Genomic DNA, 21342 nt, shown 5'->3' with positions numbered 1-21342 from the left:
AAAAAGAAAGCATTCCGAAGAATCGGAATGCTTATTTAGAACAGTGAACAATGAAAAAAAAGATGAATATTTTTATTTGAGAGTTTTAATCCTTAAGCTCCTGTAGGATACCTCGTTACCGTGATCCTGGAGGAGTAAGCGACCTTCCGGCCACAGACCAAAGTTATTCCAATTTTTGTATTTGCTGATAGCTACCAGATCTTTAAAAGCCTGAGAGCCTCTTTCGTATTCCAATACCTTAAAACCGTTCAACCAATGCTCAACGTGGTTATTTGGATACACAATTATACGACCTTTGTTCCATTCTCCAATGGGTAACAGGGCACGTTTTTCCTGTTTTCTTGTCATGAGATCGTAAAGTGACGCCAGCGTGCGGTTTCCGTCCCTTCCCAACTTGGCATCAGGGTGGGTTTCATCGTCCAGTACCTGGTACTCCAGCCCGATGGCAGATTTACCTTTTGTATCATATGACTCTTTTACGAAGTATTTCACGCCGGAGTTGGCTCCTTTGGTCAATTTAAATTCAAATTCCACTTCGAAGGCTTTGTATTCCTTGTCGGTAACGATGTCACCGCCGCTGCCCATCTCGTCGCCATTGCTGTTGTGGATGGTCATGGTACCATCGTTATAGCTCCAGCCTTTATCCGGGAAACTTTTCTGGTTGTAGCCTCTCCATCCTTTGGAGGTTTTACCGTCCCACAGCAGCTGGAAGCCGTTTTTCTTCTGTTGGGCAGATACGGTGTTCACCACATTATTTACCACATATATATTATCATAAGGGGAATATTGGGATGCGGAAGGGTTTTCGATGATGCGTACGTTGCGCCATCTGATGTCCTTGTTAGCGTCGGCACCATCTTTACCAATAGAATGCACCTGCAGGGCGATGAAGCCTTTAGGCAGGGCGGTATCTACCAGGTGGGCAGTGGCTACACCATTTACCCAGGTACGGATTTCGTTACCACGGCACTCAATACGGTATTTATTCCAGTCGGTTTTGTTGAAGGCATTTTGTCCGCCAGGGTTGTATTCCATCGGATATTGCCAACCACGGCGCCCTTCTTCATAAATACCACCGCTCCATTTACGGTCCGACGGGTCAATTTCCATCTGGTAGCCGAATACGCGGCCGTTGTTGTAGTCCGGGCGACTCTGGCTGCGGAACTGTATACCGGAGTTGAATTCTCTGTCGAGCTTAAATTCCAGCTCCAGGATGAAATCACCATAGTCTTTCTCGGTAGCGAGGAAGGAATTCGGGGTGTTTACCACGGTAGTGCCCACGATTTCACCGTTGCGTGCGGTATAGATTGCTTTGCCACCCAGCTGTTTCCAGCCTTTAAGGTCTTTCCCGTTAAAAAGGTCCTGCCATCCGGATTTAGAGGCTTTCTGAGCCTGCAGCGCACCCGTTAGGAGTAACACACTGCCACATACTAATAATATCTTTTTCATAACTAGTTCTGGAATGAGAGAGCCAAAATATAAAATGATCCTGACTTATACAACCGATTGCAACAGGCTTTTTTATAAAGATGTTAAATCTGCTGGTGAACGGAAATAAGGGTGGGCGAAATTTACTATCTTCAAAAGGTTATTTTAGAAATAATTATAAAACTCAATAAACCATGGCACAAAAGAAAATACTGCTGCTTACCGGCGATTATGCAGAAGATTATGAAACAATGGTACCCTTCCAGATGCTCCAGATGATTGGTCATGAGGTACATGCTGTTTGTCCGGACAAGGCGGCAGGGGACAAGATTAAAACGGCGATACATGATTTCGAAGGGGACCAGACTTACAGTGAGAAGCCGGGGCATGGTTTTGTGTTGAATGCTACTTTTAATGATGTGGCGGGGGCTGATTATGATGCTTTGGTGATTGCCGGTGGACGTGCGCCGGAGTACCTGCGACTTAATAAGAATGTGCTGGAGCTGGTAAAACACTTTTTTACGAATGATAAACCGGTGGCTGCCGTATGCCATGGTATTCAGATATTAACAGCGGCGGATGTGGTGCGTGGCCGTAAGCTCACTGCCTACCCTGCGGTAGCGCCGGAAGTAACGGCTGCCGGTGGTACTTATGTAAGTGTGAATGTAACGGAAACCGTGGTCGACGGGAAGCTGGTGACAGCACCAGCCTGGCCGGCCCATCATACCTGGATCGCGGCATTTCTGCAGGTCCTGGGCACTACCATCACCCTATAATAAAGTTTTATCTACAATTAATTGATTTTCAGGTGTGTAAATAAAATTTAAATTATCTCTTTGCGGATTTTCAAATTAAGCCTGCAATGCTTACCTTTGCAGCCAAAATCGGGGGTTGCCCCTGGATTTTTACTCATTTGTAATTCGTAATCGATTTTAATTATATGTCCGGACAACTTAAAGAAGTTCGTAACCGAATCAAATCTATTCAATCTGGTCAGCAGATCACCAAAGCCATGAAAATGGTTAGTGCTGCGAAGTTGAAACGTGCCCAGGATGCTATTTTATTAATGCGTCCTTATGCGCTGAAACTGCAGGAAATGTTGCAAAATATTGTAACCAACAGCGAGGGTAACATCAATACTCCGCTGGCGGCTCAACGTGAGATTGAAAAAGTGCTGATCGTTGTAATTACTTCCGACAGGGGTCTGTGCGGTGCTTTCAACTCTAACCTGATCAAGGCTGCAAAACGTACGATTCGTGAAAAGTACGCTGAACAATTTGAGAAAGGAAATGTTGAAATCATGCCTATCGGTAAGAAAGGATATGAGCATTTCCTGAATAACGGTTATAAAGTAAATGACCGTTTCTGGCAGATGTTCGGCAGTCTGACCTTCGAACACGTGAAAGAGGCTGCAGCAGTGGCAATGGAAGGTTTTATCGATGGTACATACGATGCGGTTGAAATTGTGTACAGCGAATTTAAAAACGCTGCCATGCAGGAATACATCACCGAGCAGTTCCTGCCGATCGCTAAAATTGATCAGGAAGACAACGGGCTGAAAGCAGATTATATCTTCGAACCAGAAAAAGATGTACTGATTGCTGAGCTGATGCCTAAAATCCTGAACACACAGTTCTTTAAAGCTATCCTGGATTCACACGCCTCCGAACACGGTGCCCGTATGACTGCTATGGATAAGGCAACTGAAAACGCCGCTGAATTGCTGCGCAACCTGAAAATCTCCTATAACCGTGCACGTCAGGCCGCTATTACCACCGAGCTCACTGAGATCGTTAGTGGTGCCGCCGCACTCGCTGGTTGATAAGATTTCAGCGTTATTCAAAGTTTATCAGCAACTGAATAATAAATTTTTCAGAAAAAGGGTCAAAGACGGTATTTTCGGTCTTTGACCTTTTTCTTATAACCGCCACCCGTACAATAATTTTATGGAAATATCTCAGATCATTCCGCACGTGGAAGCACTCATATTTGCTGCCGACAGGCCACTGCCCGCGCTGGAAATCCTGGATTTATTGAACAATGCACTGGCTTTCCTGGAAGATCGCGCAACCCTTGATCAGGTGGAAGCCGCCATTGAAGCCATTAAAGAAAAGTATAGCTCGGAATTTTATGCGTTTGAAGTAAGAAGCAGTGGTGGTGGCTATCAGTTTCTTACCAAAAAAGATTATTACCAAACGGTAGCCCAGCTAAATGGTGACAAGTTCCTCAAACGCTTGTCCACCGCCGCCCTGGAAACACTCGCCATCATCGCTTACCGCCAGCCTATTTCCAAAGGCGAAATCGAATACATCCGTGGTGTAAGTACCGATTATTCGATACAGAAACTCCTGGAAAAAGAACTGATCGTGATTAGCGGCCGTAGCGAAGACCTCCCGGGAAAACCCCTGCTCTACGCCGTTTCCCGCTCATTTATGGACTATTTCGGCATCAATTCCCCCGCCGATCTGCCAAAACTCAAAGAACTCTTCGATGAGGAAATGGTACAGCCCACCCTCATCAACGATGATACCGCCACCATTGGCCGCGGCGACCGTACCGAAGCAGTTGTGAACGGACACGCCATGATGGTGTCTGAAGATGGTGAACTGCTCGATCCGGATCACCAGCTCGATGATCTCACCAATACCATCCCACGCTCCGATTTTCACCTCATGTCCGATGAGGAAGAACATATCCCCGCCTCCGAAGATGAAGAAGCCGAACCTGATGATGAAATCATCCATTTCGACAGCTTCCTGCGCCAGGCCGAAGAGGAAGCACGTGACGGTGCCTCCGAAGACGAAGACGCAGAGCCAGATGATGAAATTATCCGGGACAGTTTTGAAGAAGAGGAAGAAGAAAGTGTAACAGCGTCAGATGAAGAAGTTACTGCCGATGAAGATGAGGAGGACGTAAACGACGATGAAGAAGAAGAAGATGATGACGAAGACGACGACGATGAGGATGAGGACGACGATGATGATGACGACGATGATGATGACGATGACGATGAAGATGAAGAGGACGAAGACGAAGACGAGGTGCAAGGCTTGGAAGACGATCAGGATGAACAGGATGATTTCCCTGGCACAGATACTGACGACGCCGATGAAAATGACCTTGATAAGAAATAAAGCATAACGGGTGCGTACAAACGCCATCAGGCACAAACCCGGAAGTAATAACGACAGCGCCGGTTGCCAAGCAACCGGCGCTGTCGTTTCTCCCAAATACGGACATCATACCGTCCTAAATCGGACACCTTCAAAACTGATTTGCTATTGAATTTATTGATGTTCAGTGTATTAAGATTTTGGTGCGCTTTTAGGTGCAAGTCGGTCATTAATACCGCATTCCATGCTGAGAAACTATCTGAAAATAGCTGTTCGAAATCTCCTGAAACATAAAGTCTTTACAATTATTAATATTGCTGGCCTGGCCTCGGGTATCGTTACGGTACTACTCATCGGTTGCTGGATTGCAGATGAATGGAATTATAATAAGCAGTTCAATAACTATAAAAGTATAGCGCAGATCTACCAGCGTACCACCGCCAACGGTAGCATCGGGGTAGGCAATAACATGCCTTTTCCTGTTGCAGCTACCTTGCGTAAGGACTATGGTAACTATTTCCGGGAGGTATCCCTCGCCACATGGGACCAGACGCATGTACTCACCGCCGGCACTAAACATCTTAGTAACACCGGTATTTATTGTGAGCAGGGATTACCGGATATGCTGCGGATGCAGGTTGCCGGCAATAAGAATCTCTCTGATCCCAATACCATACTGCTTGCGGCATCCCTCGCCCACGCCTGCTTTGGAGAGGATGATCCCCTCAATAAAACCATGATAATAGATGGGGATCAACCCGCGAAAGTGATAGGTATTTATCCTGATTTCCCTGCCAGCAGTGCATTTGCGGCAGTAAAATTCATACTGCCCTGGAAAAAGTATGCCCGGTTACAGCAGCTGGATCAGCGCCCCAATCCCTGGCGGGCCAATTCTTACCGGGTGTATGTGGAGTTAGCCGCAAATACCACCATGGAACAGGTTTCAGCGGTTATCAAAGACGTAAAGTACAATCATGTGCATGTGGAGGAGAAAATTTTTCATGCGGAACTGTTCCTGCAGCCCATGGAAAAATGGCATCTCTATAATGAGTTTTCAAATGGTGTAAATAGCGGAGGCCAGATCCAATACCTCTGGCTGCTGGGTATCAGCGGCTTTTTCATCTTGCTGCTGGCCTGCATTAATTTCATGAATTTAAGTACAGCAAGGTCAGAGACCAGAGCCAGAGAAGTAGGAGTGCGTAAAGCAGTAGGCTCCCGGCGCCGGCAGTTGATTCTTCAGTTTTTTACCGAATCACTGTTGCTTACTATCATCGCCATGGTGCTGTCGGCACTGGCGATACAGCTATTATTACCCTATTTTAACACTATTAGTAATAAGGAGATAGTAATGCCCTGGAGAAGTATTTATTTCTGGGGTTTTACAATTGTTTTTAGTGTGGGAGTGGCATTGCTGGCAGGTAGCTACCCCGCCATGTACCTATCTTCCTTTAAGCCGGTGAAGGTTCTGAAAGGTACTTTCCGGGCAGGAAAGGCTGCCGTAGGGCCCAGGAAGGTACTGCTCGTGTCCCAGTTCACCATTGCCATGGTATTGCTGATCGCTACAATAGTAGTTTACAGGCAGGTAAAACTAGGCGCAGAGCGACCTGTAGGCTACAACAGTAATGGCCTGATCACTGTACAAATGCACACCAATGTATTACATGATCATTACGCATTACTAAAGCTTAAACTGCTGGAATCCAGTGCAGCAGTGGCTATAGCAGAAGCCTGGAGTCCTGTAACTTCGGTATGGAATACCAATAGCGGCTTCAACTGGGCTGGTAAAAACGAGGCGGTAGCGCTGGATTTTCCCAATGAAGGGGTGTCACATGATTACGGAAACACCGTAGGGTGGCAGTTTGTAGCCGGCAGGGATTTTTCGGCGGATTATGCCAGCGATTCCAACGCATTTGTAATTAATGAAAGTGCCGCTAAGTATATGGGGCTGAAAGCAACAATCGGCGCTACCGTTACCTGGGATAACGAGCCTTATCATGTCATTGGGATTGTGAAAAATGTGATCGCAGAATCTCCCTTTGAGCCCGTCCGTCCTACATTCTATCATATTTCAAATGATCCGGGTACACAGCTCCTGGTGCGGATCAATCCTGAAATGAGTATAGGAACTGCCATGGCAAAAATTGAAACAATTTTTAGAGAAGTTAACCCTAACGACTCTTTCGATTACAGTTTTGTAGATAGGGATTACCAGGTGAAATTTGGAGCGGAGCAACGCTTTGGCAAGCTGGTAGGTATTTTCTCTTTCCTGGCTATATTTATTTGCGCCATTGGTCTATACGGCATGGCGGCTTATATGGTGGAACAGCGTACAAAAGAAATGGGAATCCGGAGGGTGCTGGGCGCCAGTATTTTTAGTATTTGGCGGTTATTGTCCCGCGATTTTGTAACACTCCTACTGATCGCTATGCCACTCTCTTTTGGTGCTGCTTATTATTTCATGCACAACTGGCTGCTTAATTATAGCTACAGAGTTAATATGGCCTGGTGGGTATTCGGCATGTCCGCTGCTATTACGATGGCACTAACTCTTGGTGCGGTGAGTTTTCAAGCGCTGAGAGCAGCTGCACAGCAACCGCTGAAAAGCCTGAAATCAGAATGAAAAAACCCGGCAGGACTGGCGAAGTCCTGCCGGGTTACCAATAATATTCAGGGAGATGTAACCCCCGTTCAGCGGCTATTTCGCGGCTTGCTGCACGCCGAAATATTCATAGAAGTACGACGCCGGTTTAAGATTTAACCATGCTTCCCTGTTCTTTTCCAGGTCAGCATAGGTCATTTTTTCAATTTCTTCCGGTGTGAAATTCAGCATGGATTCAGGCTGGCCCTTAGTCACGATGCCCAGTCCAAAATCACAATCCAGCACAAATACATTCAGGTCCTTACGCGTGCTTCTCATATGTACGATAGATTTCCAGACATCACCATTCCAGTTGTCCTTGAATCCACGAGCTTCCCATTCGCTGAAAGTACTGGCAGCAGTGGCTGTAGCAGGGTTGCAGTCATGCATGATGATCACCCCGTTTTCTTGCAGGTATTGCACGGCGTTTTCTACATCTCTCAACGCAAAATGATATTCGTGCATCCCATCTACCAGGCATACTCCGATTTTCCTGGATTGGAAAACCGCCTGTGCTTTTTCTGCAAAGAAGCGGTCGCTCTCCAGCTCATAATAAGAAGCATTCCAGTTAGACGAATTTTTAATGGAACGTTTCAGCTTTCTGAACCAGTTGAATTTGAAGTTAGGATCTATCGCAATTTTTTTCTCCGCTTTGATGGGGAAGAAGTTTTTACCGAGGAATACACCAATTTCCGCATAGGTTTTGAAGTCGTGCTTGTTGATCAGCGACGTTGCAATTTCTTGCCTGTTCAATGACATGATATAGTAAATTTTTAGTTGACAGTTGTAGATAGTATTGGCTGTAGGTCCGTCGTTATCTCTCTAAAGTTTTCATTTCTACTATCGACAGTTAAAATCGTTGTGTTATGTTCGCATGTTGGCAAACTAAAGATATAAAAAATGAGTTATGCGTGGAGGTTATTTGCTAAATGAGGTGAGTGGATGACTTTATAAGGCATAGGATTTTCCTGCTATCCGAAGGCGATGATCAGTTAGCGTATGGCAGGAGGCAGTTTTTGTTTGATCTGCCTGCTAAAAGGTGAATATCAGATATTTTTTGCGCTGAAGGGCGCTATACTTATCCAGTTATTGGTTGACTATTTTTTTAGTGCTTCAATAGCTTTCTTCAGGGCAGCGGCTGCCAGGTGTACGGCTACGGACCAGTCGTCGGCAGCAGCACCGTCGGCACCATCAGAGATGTATTTGAGGCATAGGAGGGGAATGTTCTCCTGTTTGGCGATCCAGGCAATAGGATGTGCTTCCATGTCGATGACGTTGTAATCGTCCGTTACATGACCTATTTCAAAGCTGTCGCCCGTACCACAGGTGCCTGAAGGCAGGCCTGGGGCAGCAATGCCATATTCCAGCAATGGCGGTTCACCGGAAAGCGGGGTTTCATACAAGGCAAATCCCAGCGGTCGAACGTCCATATCCCGCTGGATAAAGCGGGTGCAGCACACCACAGTACCACGCTCGAAGGTATTACTGCCTGCCGAACCGAGGTTAATAATGATACCTGGTCTGTTGGCAGCAATCGCTTTTGTAAGGTGGTAGGCGGCATTCACTTTCCCGATGCCTACAAACAAGGCGTTCACGTCATCAAATTCACCGGTAGCTTCGGACTTCAGTGCGAAAACAAATAGCGGGTTATGTTGAAGGAGATCTCGCAGTGGTGCGGTAGCTGCTATGGTAGATAAGTCGGACATTGCTGTAAATCTGTTAAACAGGCTGCAATTTAATTCCCTTTCCGGGCAATCACGTAAAATAATGGAGGAAAATATCGTTTTATCCACAGGAGCACTTTCTCTGCTCTGGCTATTTTTACCATTTTACGCCGTTTATGCATAGCCGTGATGATCTTTCTGGCGCATACGTTCACTGGAATGCCATGTGCCTGGCCCGGGTCCATTTTCCCAAATGCGCTGCCATCTCCCGTAATAGCTGAAAAAGTAATGGGAGTATGTATCCTGCCGGGGCAAACGATCGTGGTGTATAACTCCGGAATGGGCTGCTCGGTTTGTAATGTTTCAAAGTAGCCGTTCAATGCATGTTTGGCGGCATTATAGCCTGAGCGCCAGGGGTAGCCAAACAGGCCGGCCATGCTGCTAACCACCACTATCTGACCACCTCCCTGGGCTTTAAACTGCGGCAGGAGGGCTTTGGTAAGCATCACCGGTCCGAAGAAATTTACTTCCATCAACGTGCGGATGGCGGCTACGGAAGTATCTATCAGTTTGGAACGCTGGGTAACGCCTGCATTGTTGATCAGCACATCGATGCGGCCGTATAGGGCTATGGCCTTGGTGGCGGCGGTTTGGACCTGCCCTTCGTCGGTTACGTCCAGAGGGAGTACCTGGCAGTCGGCCGTATACTGAAGGCATTCCTGCTGTACGGCGATCAGCTTTTCGGTGTTTCTGGCGGCGAGTATCAGGCGGGCTTTCTGTTGCGCAAGCAACAACGCCAGCTCCCGGCCTATACCGGAGCTGGCGCCTGTGATGAGTATAACTTTTTGCTGGTAGCTCATTATGATTTCAATGGTACCAATTTAACGCTTTTCCATCTTACCTTAATGCCGCCACCTGAGTGGATTTGCAAGGCAATTTGTCCGTCGGCGCCGCCGATTTTAGCATCATTTAAAGTGATCATTTCATGGCCATTGAGCCAGGTGGTTACCTGATCGCCCTGTACTCTCACTTTCATGGTATTCCATTCACCCATTTTGAGATATTGTTCTTTCTCTTTTTCAGGCTTAATCAGCCATCCGCGGCCGTACGACTCATAGATGCCGCCGGTATGCTGATCCGGAGGAGCTACTTCCGCCTGCCAGCCGGTAATTTTGGTACCCTCGATAGAGGAGTGGAAAAACACGCCACTGTTGCCGTTGGCCTCTTGTTTGAACACTACGGTCAGCTCAAAATTTTTGAAGGATTTGTCGGTGCCCAGGTAGCCATATTCCTTATCCGGGCCGCTTTCGCAAATAAGTTCGCCATTGTCCACGTACCATTTTTCAGTACCATAAATTTTCCAGCCGTCGAGGTTTTTGCCATTAAAAAGTGAGATGGCTTTTTTCTGTGCATAGGTCTGGCTGGCACCCAGGAGGATACATGCTCCCAGCAGCAGTTTTAACATGGATTTCTTCATTCGAATAGTTTGCGTTTAGAGTTACAGAAAATAAAAAAGGCCTTCGGTTAGTACCGAAGGCCTCAATATAAAATCTAAATTCTGTTATTCTAAATTTATTACACGAATTAGCGTGCAACGTTCACCGCTCTTTTTTCGCGGATAACGGTAACCTTGATCTGGCCAGGGTATTGCATTTCCGTTTGGATTTTTTGAGCGATGTCGAAGGAGAGGCGGTCTGCATCGCTATCGGATACTTTATCCGATTCAACGATTACGCGCAGTTCGCGACCAGCTTGGATAGCGTAAGCTTTTTCCACACCGTCATGAGCGAGGGCCAGGTTTTCCAGGTCTTTAATACGTTGGAGGTAGCTCTGCATGATTTCGCGGCGGGCACCTGGGCGGGCACCGGAGATGGCGTCACAAGCTTGTACGATTGGGGAAATAACGTATTGCATTTCCATTTCATCGTGGTGGGCACCGATAGCGTTAACTACAGCAGCGTGTTCACCGTATTTTTCAGCCAGTTTAGCGCCGAGCAGTGCGTGGCTAAGTTCTGTTTCTTCGTCAGGTACTTTACCGATATCGTGTAACAGACCGGCACGTTTGGCGAGTTTAGGGTTCAGGCCCAGTTCAGCAGCCATCACCGCGCAAAGGTTAGCGGTTTCTTTGGAGTGCATGAGCAGGTTCTGACCATAAGAAGAACGGAAGCGCATTTTACCAACGAGGCGCACCAGTTCTTTATGTAATCCGTGGATACCCAGTTCGATAACGGTTCTTTCACCGATATCCATTACCTGTTCTTCCAGTTGTTTCTTGGTTTTTTCTACTACTTCTTCGATACGGGCTGGGTGGATACGGCCGTCTTGTACCAGGCGTTGCAGGGACAGGCGGGCGATTTCACGACGCAGCGGGTCGAAGGAAGAGAGTACAATTGCTTCAGGGGTATCGTCCACGATCAGGTCTACACCGGTAGCAGCTTCAATGGCGCGGATGTTACGGCCTTCACGACCGATGATCTGTCCTTTGATCTCATCACTTTCCAGGGTAAATACCGTGATGGTATTTTCGATGGTCTGTTCAGCAGCGGTACGCTGGATAGATTGGATAATGATTTTCTTGGCTTCTTTGTTAGCCTTTGTTTTGGCGTCTTCGATAATTTCCTGGATATGGGCCAGGGCCTGTGAGCGGGCTTCTTCCTTGAGGCTTTCCACCAGTTGGTGTTTCGCTTCTTCGGCGGTCAGGCCAGCCACTTTTTCGAGACGGCGGATGTGTTCCTCCTGGTGTTTTTCCAGTTCGGTACGTTTGATGGTTACCAGTTCCATCTGACGGTTCAGGGTGTCTTTGATCGCGTCGTTTTCGTTGATCTGTTTCTGAACCTGTTCATTTTTCTGGTTAAGACTTTGTTCTTTCTGTTTAATCCTGTTTTCGGATTCCAGAATTTTCTGATTGCGTTGGAGCACTTCTTTCTCGTGCTCGCTCTTCATCTGAAGGTATTTCTCTTTTGCTTCCAGGAGGCGGTCCTTTTTCAGGTTCTCTCCGGTTGTTTGCGCATCAGCGACGATTTTTTTTGCTTGTTGTTCGGCCTCGTCAATTTTCTGCTGCGTGTTTTTAGCAAATATCACCTTCCCTAACGCAATCCCTATTATTAAAGCTGCTATAGCAGTTATTGCAAGTGTAACATCCATATGATTTCTTTAATCTTGATTTATGTAGCATTCTCCGGCCCCGTTCGCCTAAAAGGCGTATCAGGGGCGAGAACTGACCCGCGAAAATACAAAAAAATAGCAGTAAAGCGTGTTTAATACGTGATTATTAGCATTTTAGCTAATTCGTTGTATAACAACGTGTAACGTGTTAACCCAGTGCTTGGTTGATTAATTCTTCCAGTTTCTCGAGCTTTTCCTGTAAAAATGGGGCTGTGCTGGCTTGTGCTTTGCCGCCGCTGGTTACTGGGTGGGTAGCATACATGATGAGGGCCATAGCGATGTAATCCTGCAAGTCTTTTCCTGCATAAGCGGCCTTGAAATCAACAATTTTCTCATTCACTTCTTTCATAATACGGCGAACTTCCTCTTCCTCCTCCGGTTTGATCTTGATTCGGTATGAGCGGTCGGCCACTATGATATTTACGGGAATGAGCTGCTCCATGGTATTGCTTGTTTACTTCAGGTTACGCTTATGCATTGAGCAAAGCGATACATCTGTCAATTTCCTTGATATAATCATTGATTTTGCCACGTATCTCTTTACGGAATGCCATATCATCTTCTGCTACGGGGTTTGCTCCCTGGGTAGTGGCAGCTATTTTCATCAGCTGCAGTTTATCTTCCAGGTGTTGTATTGCTCCCTGCTGCTCTTGCAACTCTTGTTGCCTGGTGTTGAGCTCCTCGCGCAGCAACGTATTTTCCAACTGCACCTGTTGCATCTTTTTGAGCAGCAGGTGCAGTTTTTCTTCGACACGTTGTATGTTTTGCTCGAGGATCATTAATTCTACAGATTATTTTCTGATATCTGCCTGCAATTGTGTCTGGAAGTTCTTCACCAGTTTTTCCATCACACTGTCAATTTCTTTATCGGTGAGGGTTTTTTGTGGATCCAGGAAGGTAAAGCTAACTGCATAAGATTTCTTGTTTGCACCCAGCTTTTCACTCTCAAACACATCGAACAGGTTGATTTCCTGCAGTAAGGCAGACTTCACTGCTTTAGCTGCGGCTTCCACGGCGGCGAATTTCACCTGTTTGTCCAGCACAAGGGCCAGATCGCGGCGCACTGCCGGGAAGCGAGGTATTTCTTTGTAAAAGTTATCACTTTTTTGCAACAGTCCCAGCATTTTATCCCAATTAAAGTCTGCAAACCAAACGGGTTGTTTAATGTCGAACTGTTTCAGTTTTTGTGAAGATACGCCTCCCAGCGTTACCACCACCTGATTTTTTACTTTTATTTCCCAGGAAGGAGTGAGTCCTGTGCCTTCACTTTCAACCCATTGCAGATTACGGTAACCGAGCTGAGCCAGTACATTGATCACATATCCTTTAAGGAAATAGAAATCAACCGCACTGCCTTTGTGCATCCAGGTTTCAGCCGTTTTCTGACCGGTAACGTAGAGGCATAAGTGATTGTTTTCGAAATACTTACCGTTATTAGCCACATAGGTTTTACCGAATTCGAAGAACAATAGGTTCTCGTTTTTACGGTTCAGGTTGTAGCCAATGCATTCCAGGCCGGATTCCAGCATGGAAGGGCGCATGATATCCAGCTCTACAGTGAGACTGTTCATCATTTTTACGGCTGTTTCCAGTACTTCTTCCGTATAGTATTTACTGTTGGTGATAGAGTTGGTGAAGATTTCGTTGTATCCGTTGCCGGCGAGGTAGTCTGCAATCTTCTCTTTCACTTTTTCCGGGTCTGGCTGGGCCGACAATGCCGGGGATATCGATACTTTAGAAGGTATTTCAATGTTATCGAGGCCGTCTATACGCATTACCTCCTCTACCAGATCGGCCGGCAGGCTGATATCTGGTTTGCTGAAAGGTACGGACAGGCGGATGCTTTCCGCAGTTTCGTGCAGGATCTGGAAGCCAAGACTGACCAGGATATTTTTGATTTTATCGTTGGAATAGTTGCTACCACTGAGTTTACGTACATACGCGAACGTAGTTTCTACTTCTGTTTTCTTTTTTACAGAAGGGTAGACATCGTGGACTTTAGAGGCTATTTGTCCGCCTGCCAGTTCACAGATGAGGTTAGCGGCACGTTCCAGTGCGAACACGACATTAGAGATATCCACACCTTTTTCGAAGCGGGTGGCAGCGTCTGTACGCAGGCCGTGGCGGAAAGAGGTGGTGCGGATCATGCCCGGGTTGAAGAAGGCACTTTCCAGGAAGATGTTTTGGGTAGCATCTGTTACGCCTGAATGTGCGCCACCGAATACGCCGGCAATACACATCCCTTCACCGGCGCCGTTGCAGATCATCAGATCTGTAGCATCCAGTTTCCTTTCTTTCTCGTCCAGGGTAACGAAGATGGTGTCCTGTGGTAATGTTTTTACTACTACTGCGTTGCCTTTGAGGACAGCATAGTCGAACGCATGGAGTGGCTGACCGGTTTCGTGCAACACGAAGTTGGTGATATCCACGATATTGTTGATGGAGCGTACGCCGATTGCTTCCAGTTTGTTTTTGAGCCATTCCGGGGAAGGGCCTACGGTAACACCGGAGATGGTTACACCGGCATAACGCGGGCAACCGTCTGTATTTTCGATGGTAATGCTGACAGGCAGTTCTGTGGCGGTTGGCACCAGACCATTGAATTGCGGCAGCTGTACCTGGTATTTATGGGTGTGTTCCAGGTTGTTGAGGAAGGCGCATACGTCTTTAGCAACGCCGATATGGCTCATCGCGTCCATACGGTTGGGCGTCAGGCCAATTTCGTATATCCAGTCCTGTACGGGCTTGAATACTTCGCTCACCGGTGTACCTGGTACGAGGGATGGATCGAGTACCATGATACCATCGTGACTGGTACCCAGGCCGATTTCATCTTCTGCGCAGATCATGCCCTGGCTTTCTTCGCCACGGATCTTGGCTTTTTTCATCGTCAGGGGCTCACCACTAACGGGGTAGATGGTAGCGCCGATAGGAGCTACTACTACTTTCTGGCCTACAGCTATGTTTGGAGCGCCGCACACGATGTGAAGCGGTTCTGCGGCACCAATGTTAACAGTGGTGAGACGCAGTTTATCTGCATTGGGGTGTTTTTCTGCTGTTAATACTTCACCTATCACTAATCCGGCAAAACTTCCTTTTACAGCTTCAAATTGTTCGAGGCTTTCTACCTCCAGGCCTATACGTGTCAGTATGGTGGATAATTCCTGTGGTGTAGGCTTCACCGGTAGATAATCGCACAGCCAGTTGTATGAAATCGTCATTTTCTTGTTCGCTCTATTTATATTGTATGGAGCGTAAAGTTAAAGGTTTCTGGCTGATGAGCAAAGCGTCGTTATATTATGCCGCAAAGGAGGTGGTATTATTAACGGAAGCTGGACTGGATAAGGGCCACAGGTTCTTATCCCGTCCAGCTTTTTCCTGGTACCGCCTTCGCCCCGAAAAACCGGGAAGCACAAAATCTTCCCGTAAAAATTCCCGGTAAAAAAGTTTTTTTAACAAATGTGTGTGAATAATCAGACCTTTGCCTGAGTATTACTTGAAAATTGGTGGATAACTAAGGTGTAGTCAGTGGATAACTGACATGTTGCCGGTGGATAACCTGTGATTGGAGCTTAATAAATTTAGTCCCTTCTGTATCGGGTTTAAATGAAAAAATGCGATTACCTTAGTTTGCACGGCTCGAAAAAGTTTGCAATTTTAAAAGTTGAATTAACGTCGGAATGCGAGAATGAATTCCATGTAACCAATTGTAAATCAATAGCAAAAGCCCATTGACAGTAACCTTTTATTAACTTTTTTTAACACACTAACCATAAATGGATCTCAATCTCAAGAAAGACCGCAATGTGCGTAGAAAGCCGTCCATTGAGGTATCATCCTTAGTGTACGGAAAAGTACCGCCACAGGCTAAGGAACTGGAAGAAGCTGTTTTGGGAGCCATCATGCTGGAAAAAGGTGCCTTCGATATTGTAGTAGAGATATTGAAAGGAGAGTGTTTTTACGTAGAGGCACACCAGTTAATTTTCTCTGCCATGACGCGTCTGGCAGCCAAATCAATGCCGGTCGATATCCTCACCGTTACGGAAGAACTCAAATCTATGGGGTCTCTGGAAGCTATCGGTGGCGGATACACGGTAATGAAGCTCACCAATGCCGTAGTTTCTTCGGCCAACATTGAGGCGCATGCACGTATCATCCTGCAGAAATTCATTCAGCGGGAACTGATTCGTATCTCCGGAGAAATTCTCACGGAGTCGTACGAGGATACGGCGGATGTATTTGATCTGCTCGACAGCGCAGAATCAAAGCTTTTTGAGATCACCAATAATCACCTTCGAAAGAACTACGATTCGATCGACCGTGTACTGGTGAACACCATGAAAAGGATCGAGGACCTGCGCAATAAGGGAGATGATATCACGGGAGTACCTTCCGGGTTCCCGTCGCTTGATAAAGTGACCTACGGCTGGCAGTCCACGGATCTGATCATCATCGCGGCACGTCCGTCTGTGGGTAAAACCGCCTTCGCCCTTAACCTGGCAAGAAATGCAGCCTTACACCCCCGCTTTCCGAAAGGTGCTGCGGTATTTTCCCTGGAGATGTCCTCCGGCCAGATCGTACAACGTATCCTGTCCGCGGAGTCAGAAATCAAGCTGGAAAAAATCTCCCGCGGTAAACTGGAAGAATATGAGATGAAGAAGCTGATGACCCATGGTATCGAACGCCTGGCAAAAGCGCCCATCTTTATCGACGATACACCGGCACTCAACATTTTCGAGCTCCGTGCTAAGTGTCGCCGACTCGTTCATAACCACGGTGTAGGTGTGATTATCATCGACTACCTCCAGCTGATGAGTGGCAGTGGGGATGGCCGCGGTTCCAACAGGGAACAGGAGATCAGTAAAATCTCCCGTGACCTCAAAGGGCTCGCAAAAGAGTTGCAGGTACCGGTAATTGCACTGTCGCAGTTGAGCCGTGATGTGGAAAAACGTAAAGACGGAAACAAGATGCCGCAGCTGAGTGACCTCCGTGAGTCCGGAGCGATCGAGCAGGATGCCGACATGGTAATGTTCCTGTACCGTCCTGAATATTATGAAATCAATACCAACGAAATGGGTGAATCCAACAAAGGTGAAACCCACGTGCGTATAGCCAAGCACCGTAATGGTCAGCTGGATACCATCAAACTGAGAGCTGTACTGGAATTCCAGCGCTTCGAAGATGATGGCAGTCTGGAAAATCCTGGTGGAGGCAATCCGTTTGCAGGCATGCGTCAGCAGCATGGTGGCGGCGCCGGTGGCAATGATGAAGCAAAATTATATATCCAGAAAGGGTCCAAGATGAATGATATGGACTTTGACGAGGGATTTGAAGATGCACCATTCTAGCAGATAAAGATATTTGCAAAAGCCGGCATCGACAGATCGCCGGCTTTTTTTATTGTGTAAAGATTCACAGAAGAATACATGAAACAACTGTACTTAAAATACAAAGCACACTACCGCGATAATTTCAGTCTCGCATACCCTGTAGTAATCAGTCAGCTGGGCCACACGCTGGTGGCATTATCTGATAGCCTGATTATAGGTCATACCGGAAAGGTGCCGCTGGCGGCGGTTTCCCTGGGCAACAGTCTGTTCTCCATTTTCATGGTGACGGGCATCGGCATGTCATATGGTTTAACTCCTTTGATTGCCCAGGAGAATGGTCGTGGTAACAAAAAACGAATCGGGCACCTGCTCAGCCATAGTTTGATTATCAATATGACAGTGGGCATGCTGTTGTCCATGGTCATTTACTGGGGCAGTGCCAGGATGGACCTGCTCAACCAGGAACCCGATGTGGTAGAACAGGCGAGGCCGTTCCTCCGCTACCTTGGTTTCTCTTTTATACCCCTGATGCTGTTCCTGTCGTTCAAGCAGTTTGCCGAAGGGCTGGGCTTTACCAGGCAGGCCATGAACATCAGTATTATTGGGAACCTGCTGAATATTGTGGTGGGGATAACGCTGGTATATGGTTTTCATATGGGCGTGGTAGGGGTGGGTATTGCCACCTTTGCCGACCGCTTACTGATGGGTATAACCATGATGATTTATGTGCTGCGTTCCCCTCGTTTTAAGGAGTACCTGACCTCATTCGGATTTTCAAATATTGAGTTTAGTAAGATAAAAAAGATCCTGGGCATAGGTGCGCCGGTGGCCCTGCAATATTTGTTTGAGGTAAGTGCCTTTAGCGGCGCCGCTGTGATGGTGGGCTGGATGGGTGCTGCCGAACTGGCCGCGCATCAGATTGCGTTGAGTCTGGCTGCTATGACCTACATGATGGCCAGTGGCATTGCAGCTGCGGCGGGTATTAAGAGCGGCAATAATTTCGGTAAAAAGGATTTTAAAGAGCTGCGGATGTCTGCCATTGCCAGCTACCACATGGTGCTGATTCTGATGGGTTTTACGGCGCTGTTGTTTATGTTGGGGAACCACATTTTACCGCGCTTTTATATCCAGGACCCGCAGGTGATTACGATTGCGGCCAAGCTGTTGATTATTGCAGCTTTCTTCCAGTTGTTTGATGGTACACAGGTGGTGGGACTGGGAGTACTTCGTGGGTTGGGTGATGTGAAGGTGCCAACTATCATCACATTGCTGGCTTATTGGGGGCTGGGACTACCATTGGGCTATGTGTTGGGTATCACACTTGGATTTGGTGTAGAGGGCATCTGGTGGGCCTTATTGCTTGGTCTACTGGTGGCTTCCGTATTGCTGTTTGTAAGATTTCACCACCGCACGAAAAAACTCGAATTACAAGCAGATATTTAGGACTTTTGCAGAAACGAAGAACGATCAACATGGAATTGCCTGTTTTTTACGCACCGGACATACAGCAGGATGCAGCTTTGTATACGATGAACGAGGATACCTCCAAGTATTGCATACAGGTATTGCGCCACGAAAAGGGTGATCAGGTGCTGCTGGCCGATGGCCGTGGTTCAAAATATACGGTTGTTATTACAGATGACAACAGAAAAAAATGTCAGGTACAGGTGCAGGTTAGGGAGATGTTACCGCCTCCTGCACCGGCGCTTCGTATAGCCATTGCGTTTACTAAAAATGCGGGCCGTATAGAGTGGTTTCTCGAAAAAGCTACGGAGATAGGGATTCAGACCATCATTCCGTTGGTAACTGCCCGTACGGAGAAGGAGAAGATAAAGGCGGAGCGACTGAACAGTATTCTGGTATCGGCCATGTTGCAGTCGAAGCAGTTCTGGCTGCCGGTATTGGAGGAGCCGCAGTTGTTGGATAAGGTGGTGAAAGGAAACAAGGACCCGCAGCGGTTTATCGCCCATTGTTTACCGGATCAGAAAACCGAATTGCAGGATGCGATGATGGCGGGAAAGGACACGATCATACTGATTGGCCCGGAAGGGGATTTTACGCCAGAGGAGGTGCAGCAGGCGCTGGCAGCAGGCTTTCGGCCGGTATCGCTGGGGCGCACGAGATTGCGCACGGAAACGGCGGGTATGGTAGCGGCGGTGCTGATGAATGCGAAGTTGCCATCTTAAAAAATAAAAAATTTTTTCTGTATACAAGCGTGGGGGTAAAATCCCACGCTTTTTTTATGCCTATAGGCTGGCATAGCTGATTTGAGGGAAGGAGTTCTTCTGCACTAAAATGTGCAATTTGATCTGTTCATTATCAACTTGATCTGTTCATTCATTCGGGGATGAAATCCTTTGTAGAAGCGGTTTTTGAATGTTTTTTAGAATTAACTTTGGAGTATGAATTTATTGTTAATGACTTAAAAAAATAGCATATGCAAAGATCACTTGAATTTTATGAAAAAGTAGAAAATGGATTGAAAGAATGGTTAGATGAGGCAACCACCTAGCAGGAAAATTGGGAGAAGGCAATTAGGTCAATGAATATCACGGAGGAAATGAAAGAACGGTATATAGAGCACTCTCATTTATTTAAAATTGGTAGGAGAGGGCCTAATATTGACTGGCCCCATCGAAGAAAGCATAATTTCCAATTGCTGGTTTCCACAATTAATTATTCACCAATAAATACATAATCATGCAACAGACACCTGAATATTATGAAGAGTTAAAAAACGATATAAAAGAATTTTGGGAAAGGGCCAGATCATCAATGGAAAACTGGGAGAGTAGTATTAACTCCTTAAATGTTTGTGAAGAAGCAAAAGAGTATATGATAACGAATGCTTATTTTTTTAAGGTCAAGGGGAGTAAGCCTCAAATTGAAAGTTTATAAGTTTAATTATCAAATAAATATTATAATATGATGGAGAAATCATCTTTTATTTATTCAGCAAATGAAGGATTGCTGCTTTGTTTCCATGGTTGTGATAAAAGTGTAGCGGAAAAAGTTATTACCGGTTCTGAATTTTTGCGGCCAAGCACAAATAGATATGATTGGCTAGGTGCTGGAATTTATTTCTGGCAGAATAATTATGAGCGAGCATATGATTTTGCTTGTCAACAGGCCAGGATGGGAAAAGTAAAAGAACCGGCAGTTATTGGGGCGGTGATTAATTTAGAAAGATGCCTGGATTTAATTGATAAGAGTAGTATTGATGTGCTGAGATCGGCTTGGCAAAGTACTATTGCTACCCTAGGTCACCAATCATTGCCAGGAAATATTAATCCGGTAAGTGATCCTCAAAGTGAAGACAAAGTATTAAGATTCCTGGATAGCGTAGTTCTGGAATCGGTTCATTCGAGAATGGTTGAAACTAAGAAACAGCCCTACGATACCGTCCGCTGCGCTTTCATCGAAGGTCAACCCATTTACCCCGGTGCCTCCTTTATGGACAAAAGTCACATCCAGATCTGCGTCCGCAATCCAAATTGCATCAAAGGTTTGTTTATGCCCCGGGTAATGCAGCCATGGAACGGTGATGTTTTCCACCAAACAGTAGCAGCTCCCGCTATAGCCAGCTGATTTTTTTAGTTAACCGGTTTTTTTTGTTACCCTTTTCCTTCTTTTCGTATCAATTCCGTACCACCCTAAAATTGCTGTGAACCCTGTGTGGTAGCAGTTCCTATAGTGTTGGATGTTTCTGTTCATTTTGTTCAACTTATCTTGATCGTGTTCATTCTCATTCGGGGACTTCCGTGCCCGAAAACGCGGTTTTTGCCTTCTCCATTTGAATAATTTTGAATCATAATAATCATTTCATTTTTGTAATTAGATGATAGAGGTGTTGTTTGTTAACCCCCATTGTTTGTTAACCTCATTTGTTTGTTAACCAAATTTTTGGCACAATCGCTCGCATAGTACTGTTACATTCCTTATCAAAAAAGGCTGGCCGTTTCTACGGCCAGCCCTGTTATATCAACAAATGCTGATTAGTTTGT

At 46.3% G+C, this 21342-nt stretch carries 18 protein-coding genes; 9 read left to right on the top strand and 9 right to left on the bottom strand.

The window, feature by feature from the left end:
* Positions 1 to 72: 72 nt before the first annotated feature.
* On the bottom strand, positions 73 to 1449 hold the full coding sequence (locus KW844_RS20105; protein WP_218378578.1) for a DUF1080 domain-containing protein: 1377 nt from the start codon (positions 1447 to 1449) through the stop codon (positions 73 to 75).
* Positions 1450 to 1622: 173 nt separating this feature from the next.
* Between KW844_RS20105 and KW844_RS20100 the strand changes: the two genes are divergently transcribed.
* From KW844_RS20100 to KW844_RS20085, 4 genes are all read left to right on the top strand, one after another.
* Complete coding sequence (locus KW844_RS20100) at positions 1623 to 2204, top strand: DJ-1/PfpI family protein (RefSeq protein ID WP_218378577.1); 582 nt, start codon at positions 1623 to 1625, stop codon at positions 2202 to 2204.
* Between the two features lie 164 nt (positions 2205 to 2368).
* Positions 2369 to 3250: an ATP synthase F1 subunit gamma gene (gene atpG / locus KW844_RS20095; protein WP_218378576.1), complete on the top strand. Its 882-nt coding sequence runs from the start codon at positions 2369 to 2371 to the stop codon at positions 3248 to 3250.
* A gap of 124 nt (positions 3251 to 3374) precedes the next feature.
* Complete coding sequence (gene scpB / locus KW844_RS20090) at positions 3375 to 4562, top strand: SMC-Scp complex subunit ScpB (protein WP_218378575.1); 1188 nt, start codon at positions 3375 to 3377, stop codon at positions 4560 to 4562.
* Positions 4563 to 4785: 223 nt separating this feature from the next.
* Complete coding sequence (locus KW844_RS20085) at positions 4786 to 7161, top strand: ABC transporter permease (protein WP_218378574.1); 2376 nt, start codon at positions 4786 to 4788, stop codon at positions 7159 to 7161.
* Between the two features lie 75 nt (positions 7162 to 7236).
* Here the strand turns inward: KW844_RS20085 and KW844_RS20080 are convergent, their stop codons facing one another.
* From KW844_RS20080 to pheT, 8 genes are all read right to left on the bottom strand, one after another.
* Complete coding sequence (locus tag KW844_RS20080; RefSeq protein WP_218378573.1) at positions 7237 to 7938, bottom strand: class I SAM-dependent methyltransferase; 702 nt, start codon at positions 7936 to 7938, stop codon at positions 7237 to 7239.
* A gap of 338 nt (positions 7939 to 8276) precedes the next feature.
* Complete coding sequence (locus KW844_RS20075) at positions 8277 to 8885, bottom strand: hypothetical protein (protein WP_218378572.1); 609 nt, start codon at positions 8883 to 8885, stop codon at positions 8277 to 8279.
* A gap of 29 nt (positions 8886 to 8914) precedes the next feature.
* Complete coding sequence (locus KW844_RS20070) at positions 8915 to 9703, bottom strand: SDR family oxidoreductase (protein WP_218378571.1); 789 nt, start codon at positions 9701 to 9703, stop codon at positions 8915 to 8917.
* Positions 9703 to 10320, bottom strand: coding sequence for a DUF1080 domain-containing protein (locus KW844_RS20065; protein WP_255578541.1), 618 nt, complete (start codon positions 10318 to 10320; stop codon positions 9703 to 9705). Before KW844_RS20065 ends, KW844_RS20070 begins: the two co-directional genes overlap by 1 nt.
* Before the next feature lie 107 nt (positions 10321 to 10427).
* Positions 10428 to 11987: a ribonuclease Y gene (rny, locus tag KW844_RS20060; protein WP_218378570.1), complete on the bottom strand. Its 1560-nt coding sequence runs from the start codon at positions 11985 to 11987 to the stop codon at positions 10428 to 10430.
* Positions 11988 to 12156: 169 nt separating this feature from the next.
* Positions 12157 to 12450, bottom strand: a complete 294-nt coding sequence (locus tag KW844_RS20055) for a cell division protein ZapA (RefSeq protein ID WP_218378569.1) — start codon at positions 12448 to 12450, stop codon at positions 12157 to 12159.
* 28 nt (positions 12451 to 12478) lie between these two features.
* Complete coding sequence (locus KW844_RS20050) at positions 12479 to 12787, bottom strand: hypothetical protein (RefSeq protein WP_218378568.1); 309 nt, start codon at positions 12785 to 12787, stop codon at positions 12479 to 12481.
* Positions 12788 to 12799: 12 nt separating this feature from the next.
* A complete protein-coding gene (gene pheT, locus KW844_RS20045) occupies positions 12800 to 15229 on the bottom strand; it encodes a phenylalanine--tRNA ligase subunit beta (RefSeq protein ID WP_218378567.1) in 2430 nt (809 codons plus the stop codon).
* A 555-nt stretch (positions 15230 to 15784) separates the two neighbouring features.
* Here pheT and dnaB point away from each other — a divergent pair.
* The 5 genes from dnaB to KW844_RS20020 all read left to right on the top strand — a co-directional run bounded on the left by dnaB (position 15785) and on the right by KW844_RS20020 (position 20926).
* On the top strand, positions 15785 to 17356 hold the full coding sequence (gene dnaB, locus KW844_RS20040; RefSeq protein ID WP_218378566.1) for a replicative DNA helicase: 1572 nt from the start codon (positions 15785 to 15787) through the stop codon (positions 17354 to 17356).
* A 78-nt stretch (positions 17357 to 17434) separates the two neighbouring features.
* Positions 17435 to 18781: an MATE family efflux transporter gene (locus KW844_RS20035; RefSeq protein WP_255578540.1), complete on the top strand. Its 1347-nt coding sequence runs from the start codon at positions 17435 to 17437 to the stop codon at positions 18779 to 18781.
* Between the two features lie 5 nt (positions 18782 to 18786).
* The gene (locus KW844_RS20030; protein ID WP_255578539.1) at positions 18787 to 19524 is read left to right on the top strand and encodes a 16S rRNA (uracil(1498)-N(3))-methyltransferase; all 738 of its coding nucleotides are present in this window, start codon (positions 18787 to 18789) and stop codon (positions 19522 to 19524) included.
* Between the two features lie 514 nt (positions 19525 to 20038).
* Positions 20039 to 20236 carry a hypothetical protein gene (locus KW844_RS20025; RefSeq protein WP_218378565.1) on the top strand — a complete coding sequence of 66 codons (198 nt, stop codon included), beginning with the start codon at positions 20039 to 20041 and terminating at the stop codon, positions 20234 to 20236.
* A gap of 27 nt (positions 20237 to 20263) precedes the next feature.
* Positions 20264 to 20926 carry a hypothetical protein gene (locus KW844_RS20020; protein WP_218378564.1) on the top strand — a complete coding sequence of 221 codons (663 nt, stop codon included), beginning with the start codon at positions 20264 to 20266 and terminating at the stop codon, positions 20924 to 20926.
* Positions 20927 to 21342 lie beyond the last annotated feature (416 nt).

Source organism: Chitinophaga sp. sic0106, assembly GCF_019219075.1.
GTDB lineage: Bacteria > Bacteroidota > Bacteroidia > Chitinophagales > Chitinophagaceae > Chitinophaga.
Note: the sequence above shows the minus strand (reverse complement) of the source record. Positions and strands in the feature narration are given on the sequence as shown.

What these genes read in the sequence shown, in the direction of transcription:
- KW844_RS20105 (WP_218378578.1), bottom strand. Translation starts at nt 1,449, where the DNA reads ATGAAAAAGATATTATTAGTATGTGGCAGTGTGTTACTCCTAACGGGT.
- KW844_RS20100 (WP_218378577.1), top strand. Translation starts at nt 1,623, where the DNA reads ATGGCACAAAAGAAAATACTGCTGCTTACCGGCGATTATGCAGAAGAT.
- atpG (WP_218378576.1), top strand. Translation starts at nt 2,369, where the DNA reads ATGTCCGGACAACTTAAAGAAGTTCGTAACCGAATCAAATCTATTCAA.
- scpB (WP_218378575.1), top strand. Translation starts at nt 3,375, where the DNA reads ATGGAAATATCTCAGATCATTCCGCACGTGGAAGCACTCATATTTGCT.
- KW844_RS20085 (WP_218378574.1), top strand. Translation starts at nt 4,786, where the DNA reads ATGCTGAGAAACTATCTGAAAATAGCTGTTCGAAATCTCCTGAAACAT.
- KW844_RS20080 (WP_218378573.1), bottom strand. Translation starts at nt 7,938, where the DNA reads ATGTCATTGAACAGGCAAGAAATTGCAACGTCGCTGATCAACAAGCAC.
- KW844_RS20075 (WP_218378572.1), bottom strand. Translation starts at nt 8,885, where the DNA reads ATGTCCGACTTATCTACCATAGCAGCTACCGCACCACTGCGAGATCTC.
- KW844_RS20070 (WP_218378571.1), bottom strand. Translation starts at nt 9,703, where the DNA reads ATGAGCTACCAGCAAAAAGTTATACTCATCACAGGCGCCAGCTCCGGT.
- KW844_RS20065 (WP_255578541.1), bottom strand. Translation starts at nt 10,320, where the DNA reads ATGAAGAAATCCATGTTAAAACTGCTGCTGGGAGCATGTATCCTCCTG.
- rny (WP_218378570.1), bottom strand. Translation starts at nt 11,987, where the DNA reads ATGGATGTTACACTTGCAATAACTGCTATAGCAGCTTTAATAATAGGG.
- KW844_RS20055 (WP_218378569.1), bottom strand. Translation starts at nt 12,450, where the DNA reads ATGGAGCAGCTCATTCCCGTAAATATCATAGTGGCCGACCGCTCATAC.
- KW844_RS20050 (WP_218378568.1), bottom strand. Translation starts at nt 12,787, where the DNA reads ATGATCCTCGAGCAAAACATACAACGTGTCGAAGAAAAACTGCACCTG.
- pheT (WP_218378567.1), bottom strand. Translation starts at nt 15,229, where the DNA reads ATGACGATTTCATACAACTGGCTGTGCGATTATCTACCGGTGAAGCCT.
- dnaB (WP_218378566.1), top strand. Translation starts at nt 15,785, where the DNA reads ATGGATCTCAATCTCAAGAAAGACCGCAATGTGCGTAGAAAGCCGTCC.
- KW844_RS20035 (WP_255578540.1), top strand. Translation starts at nt 17,435, where the DNA reads ATGAAACAACTGTACTTAAAATACAAAGCACACTACCGCGATAATTTC.
- KW844_RS20025 (WP_218378565.1), top strand. Translation starts at nt 20,039, where the DNA reads ATGCAACAGACACCTGAATATTATGAAGAGTTAAAAAACGATATAAAA.
- KW844_RS20020 (WP_218378564.1), top strand. Translation starts at nt 20,264, where the DNA reads ATGATGGAGAAATCATCTTTTATTTATTCAGCAAATGAAGGATTGCTG.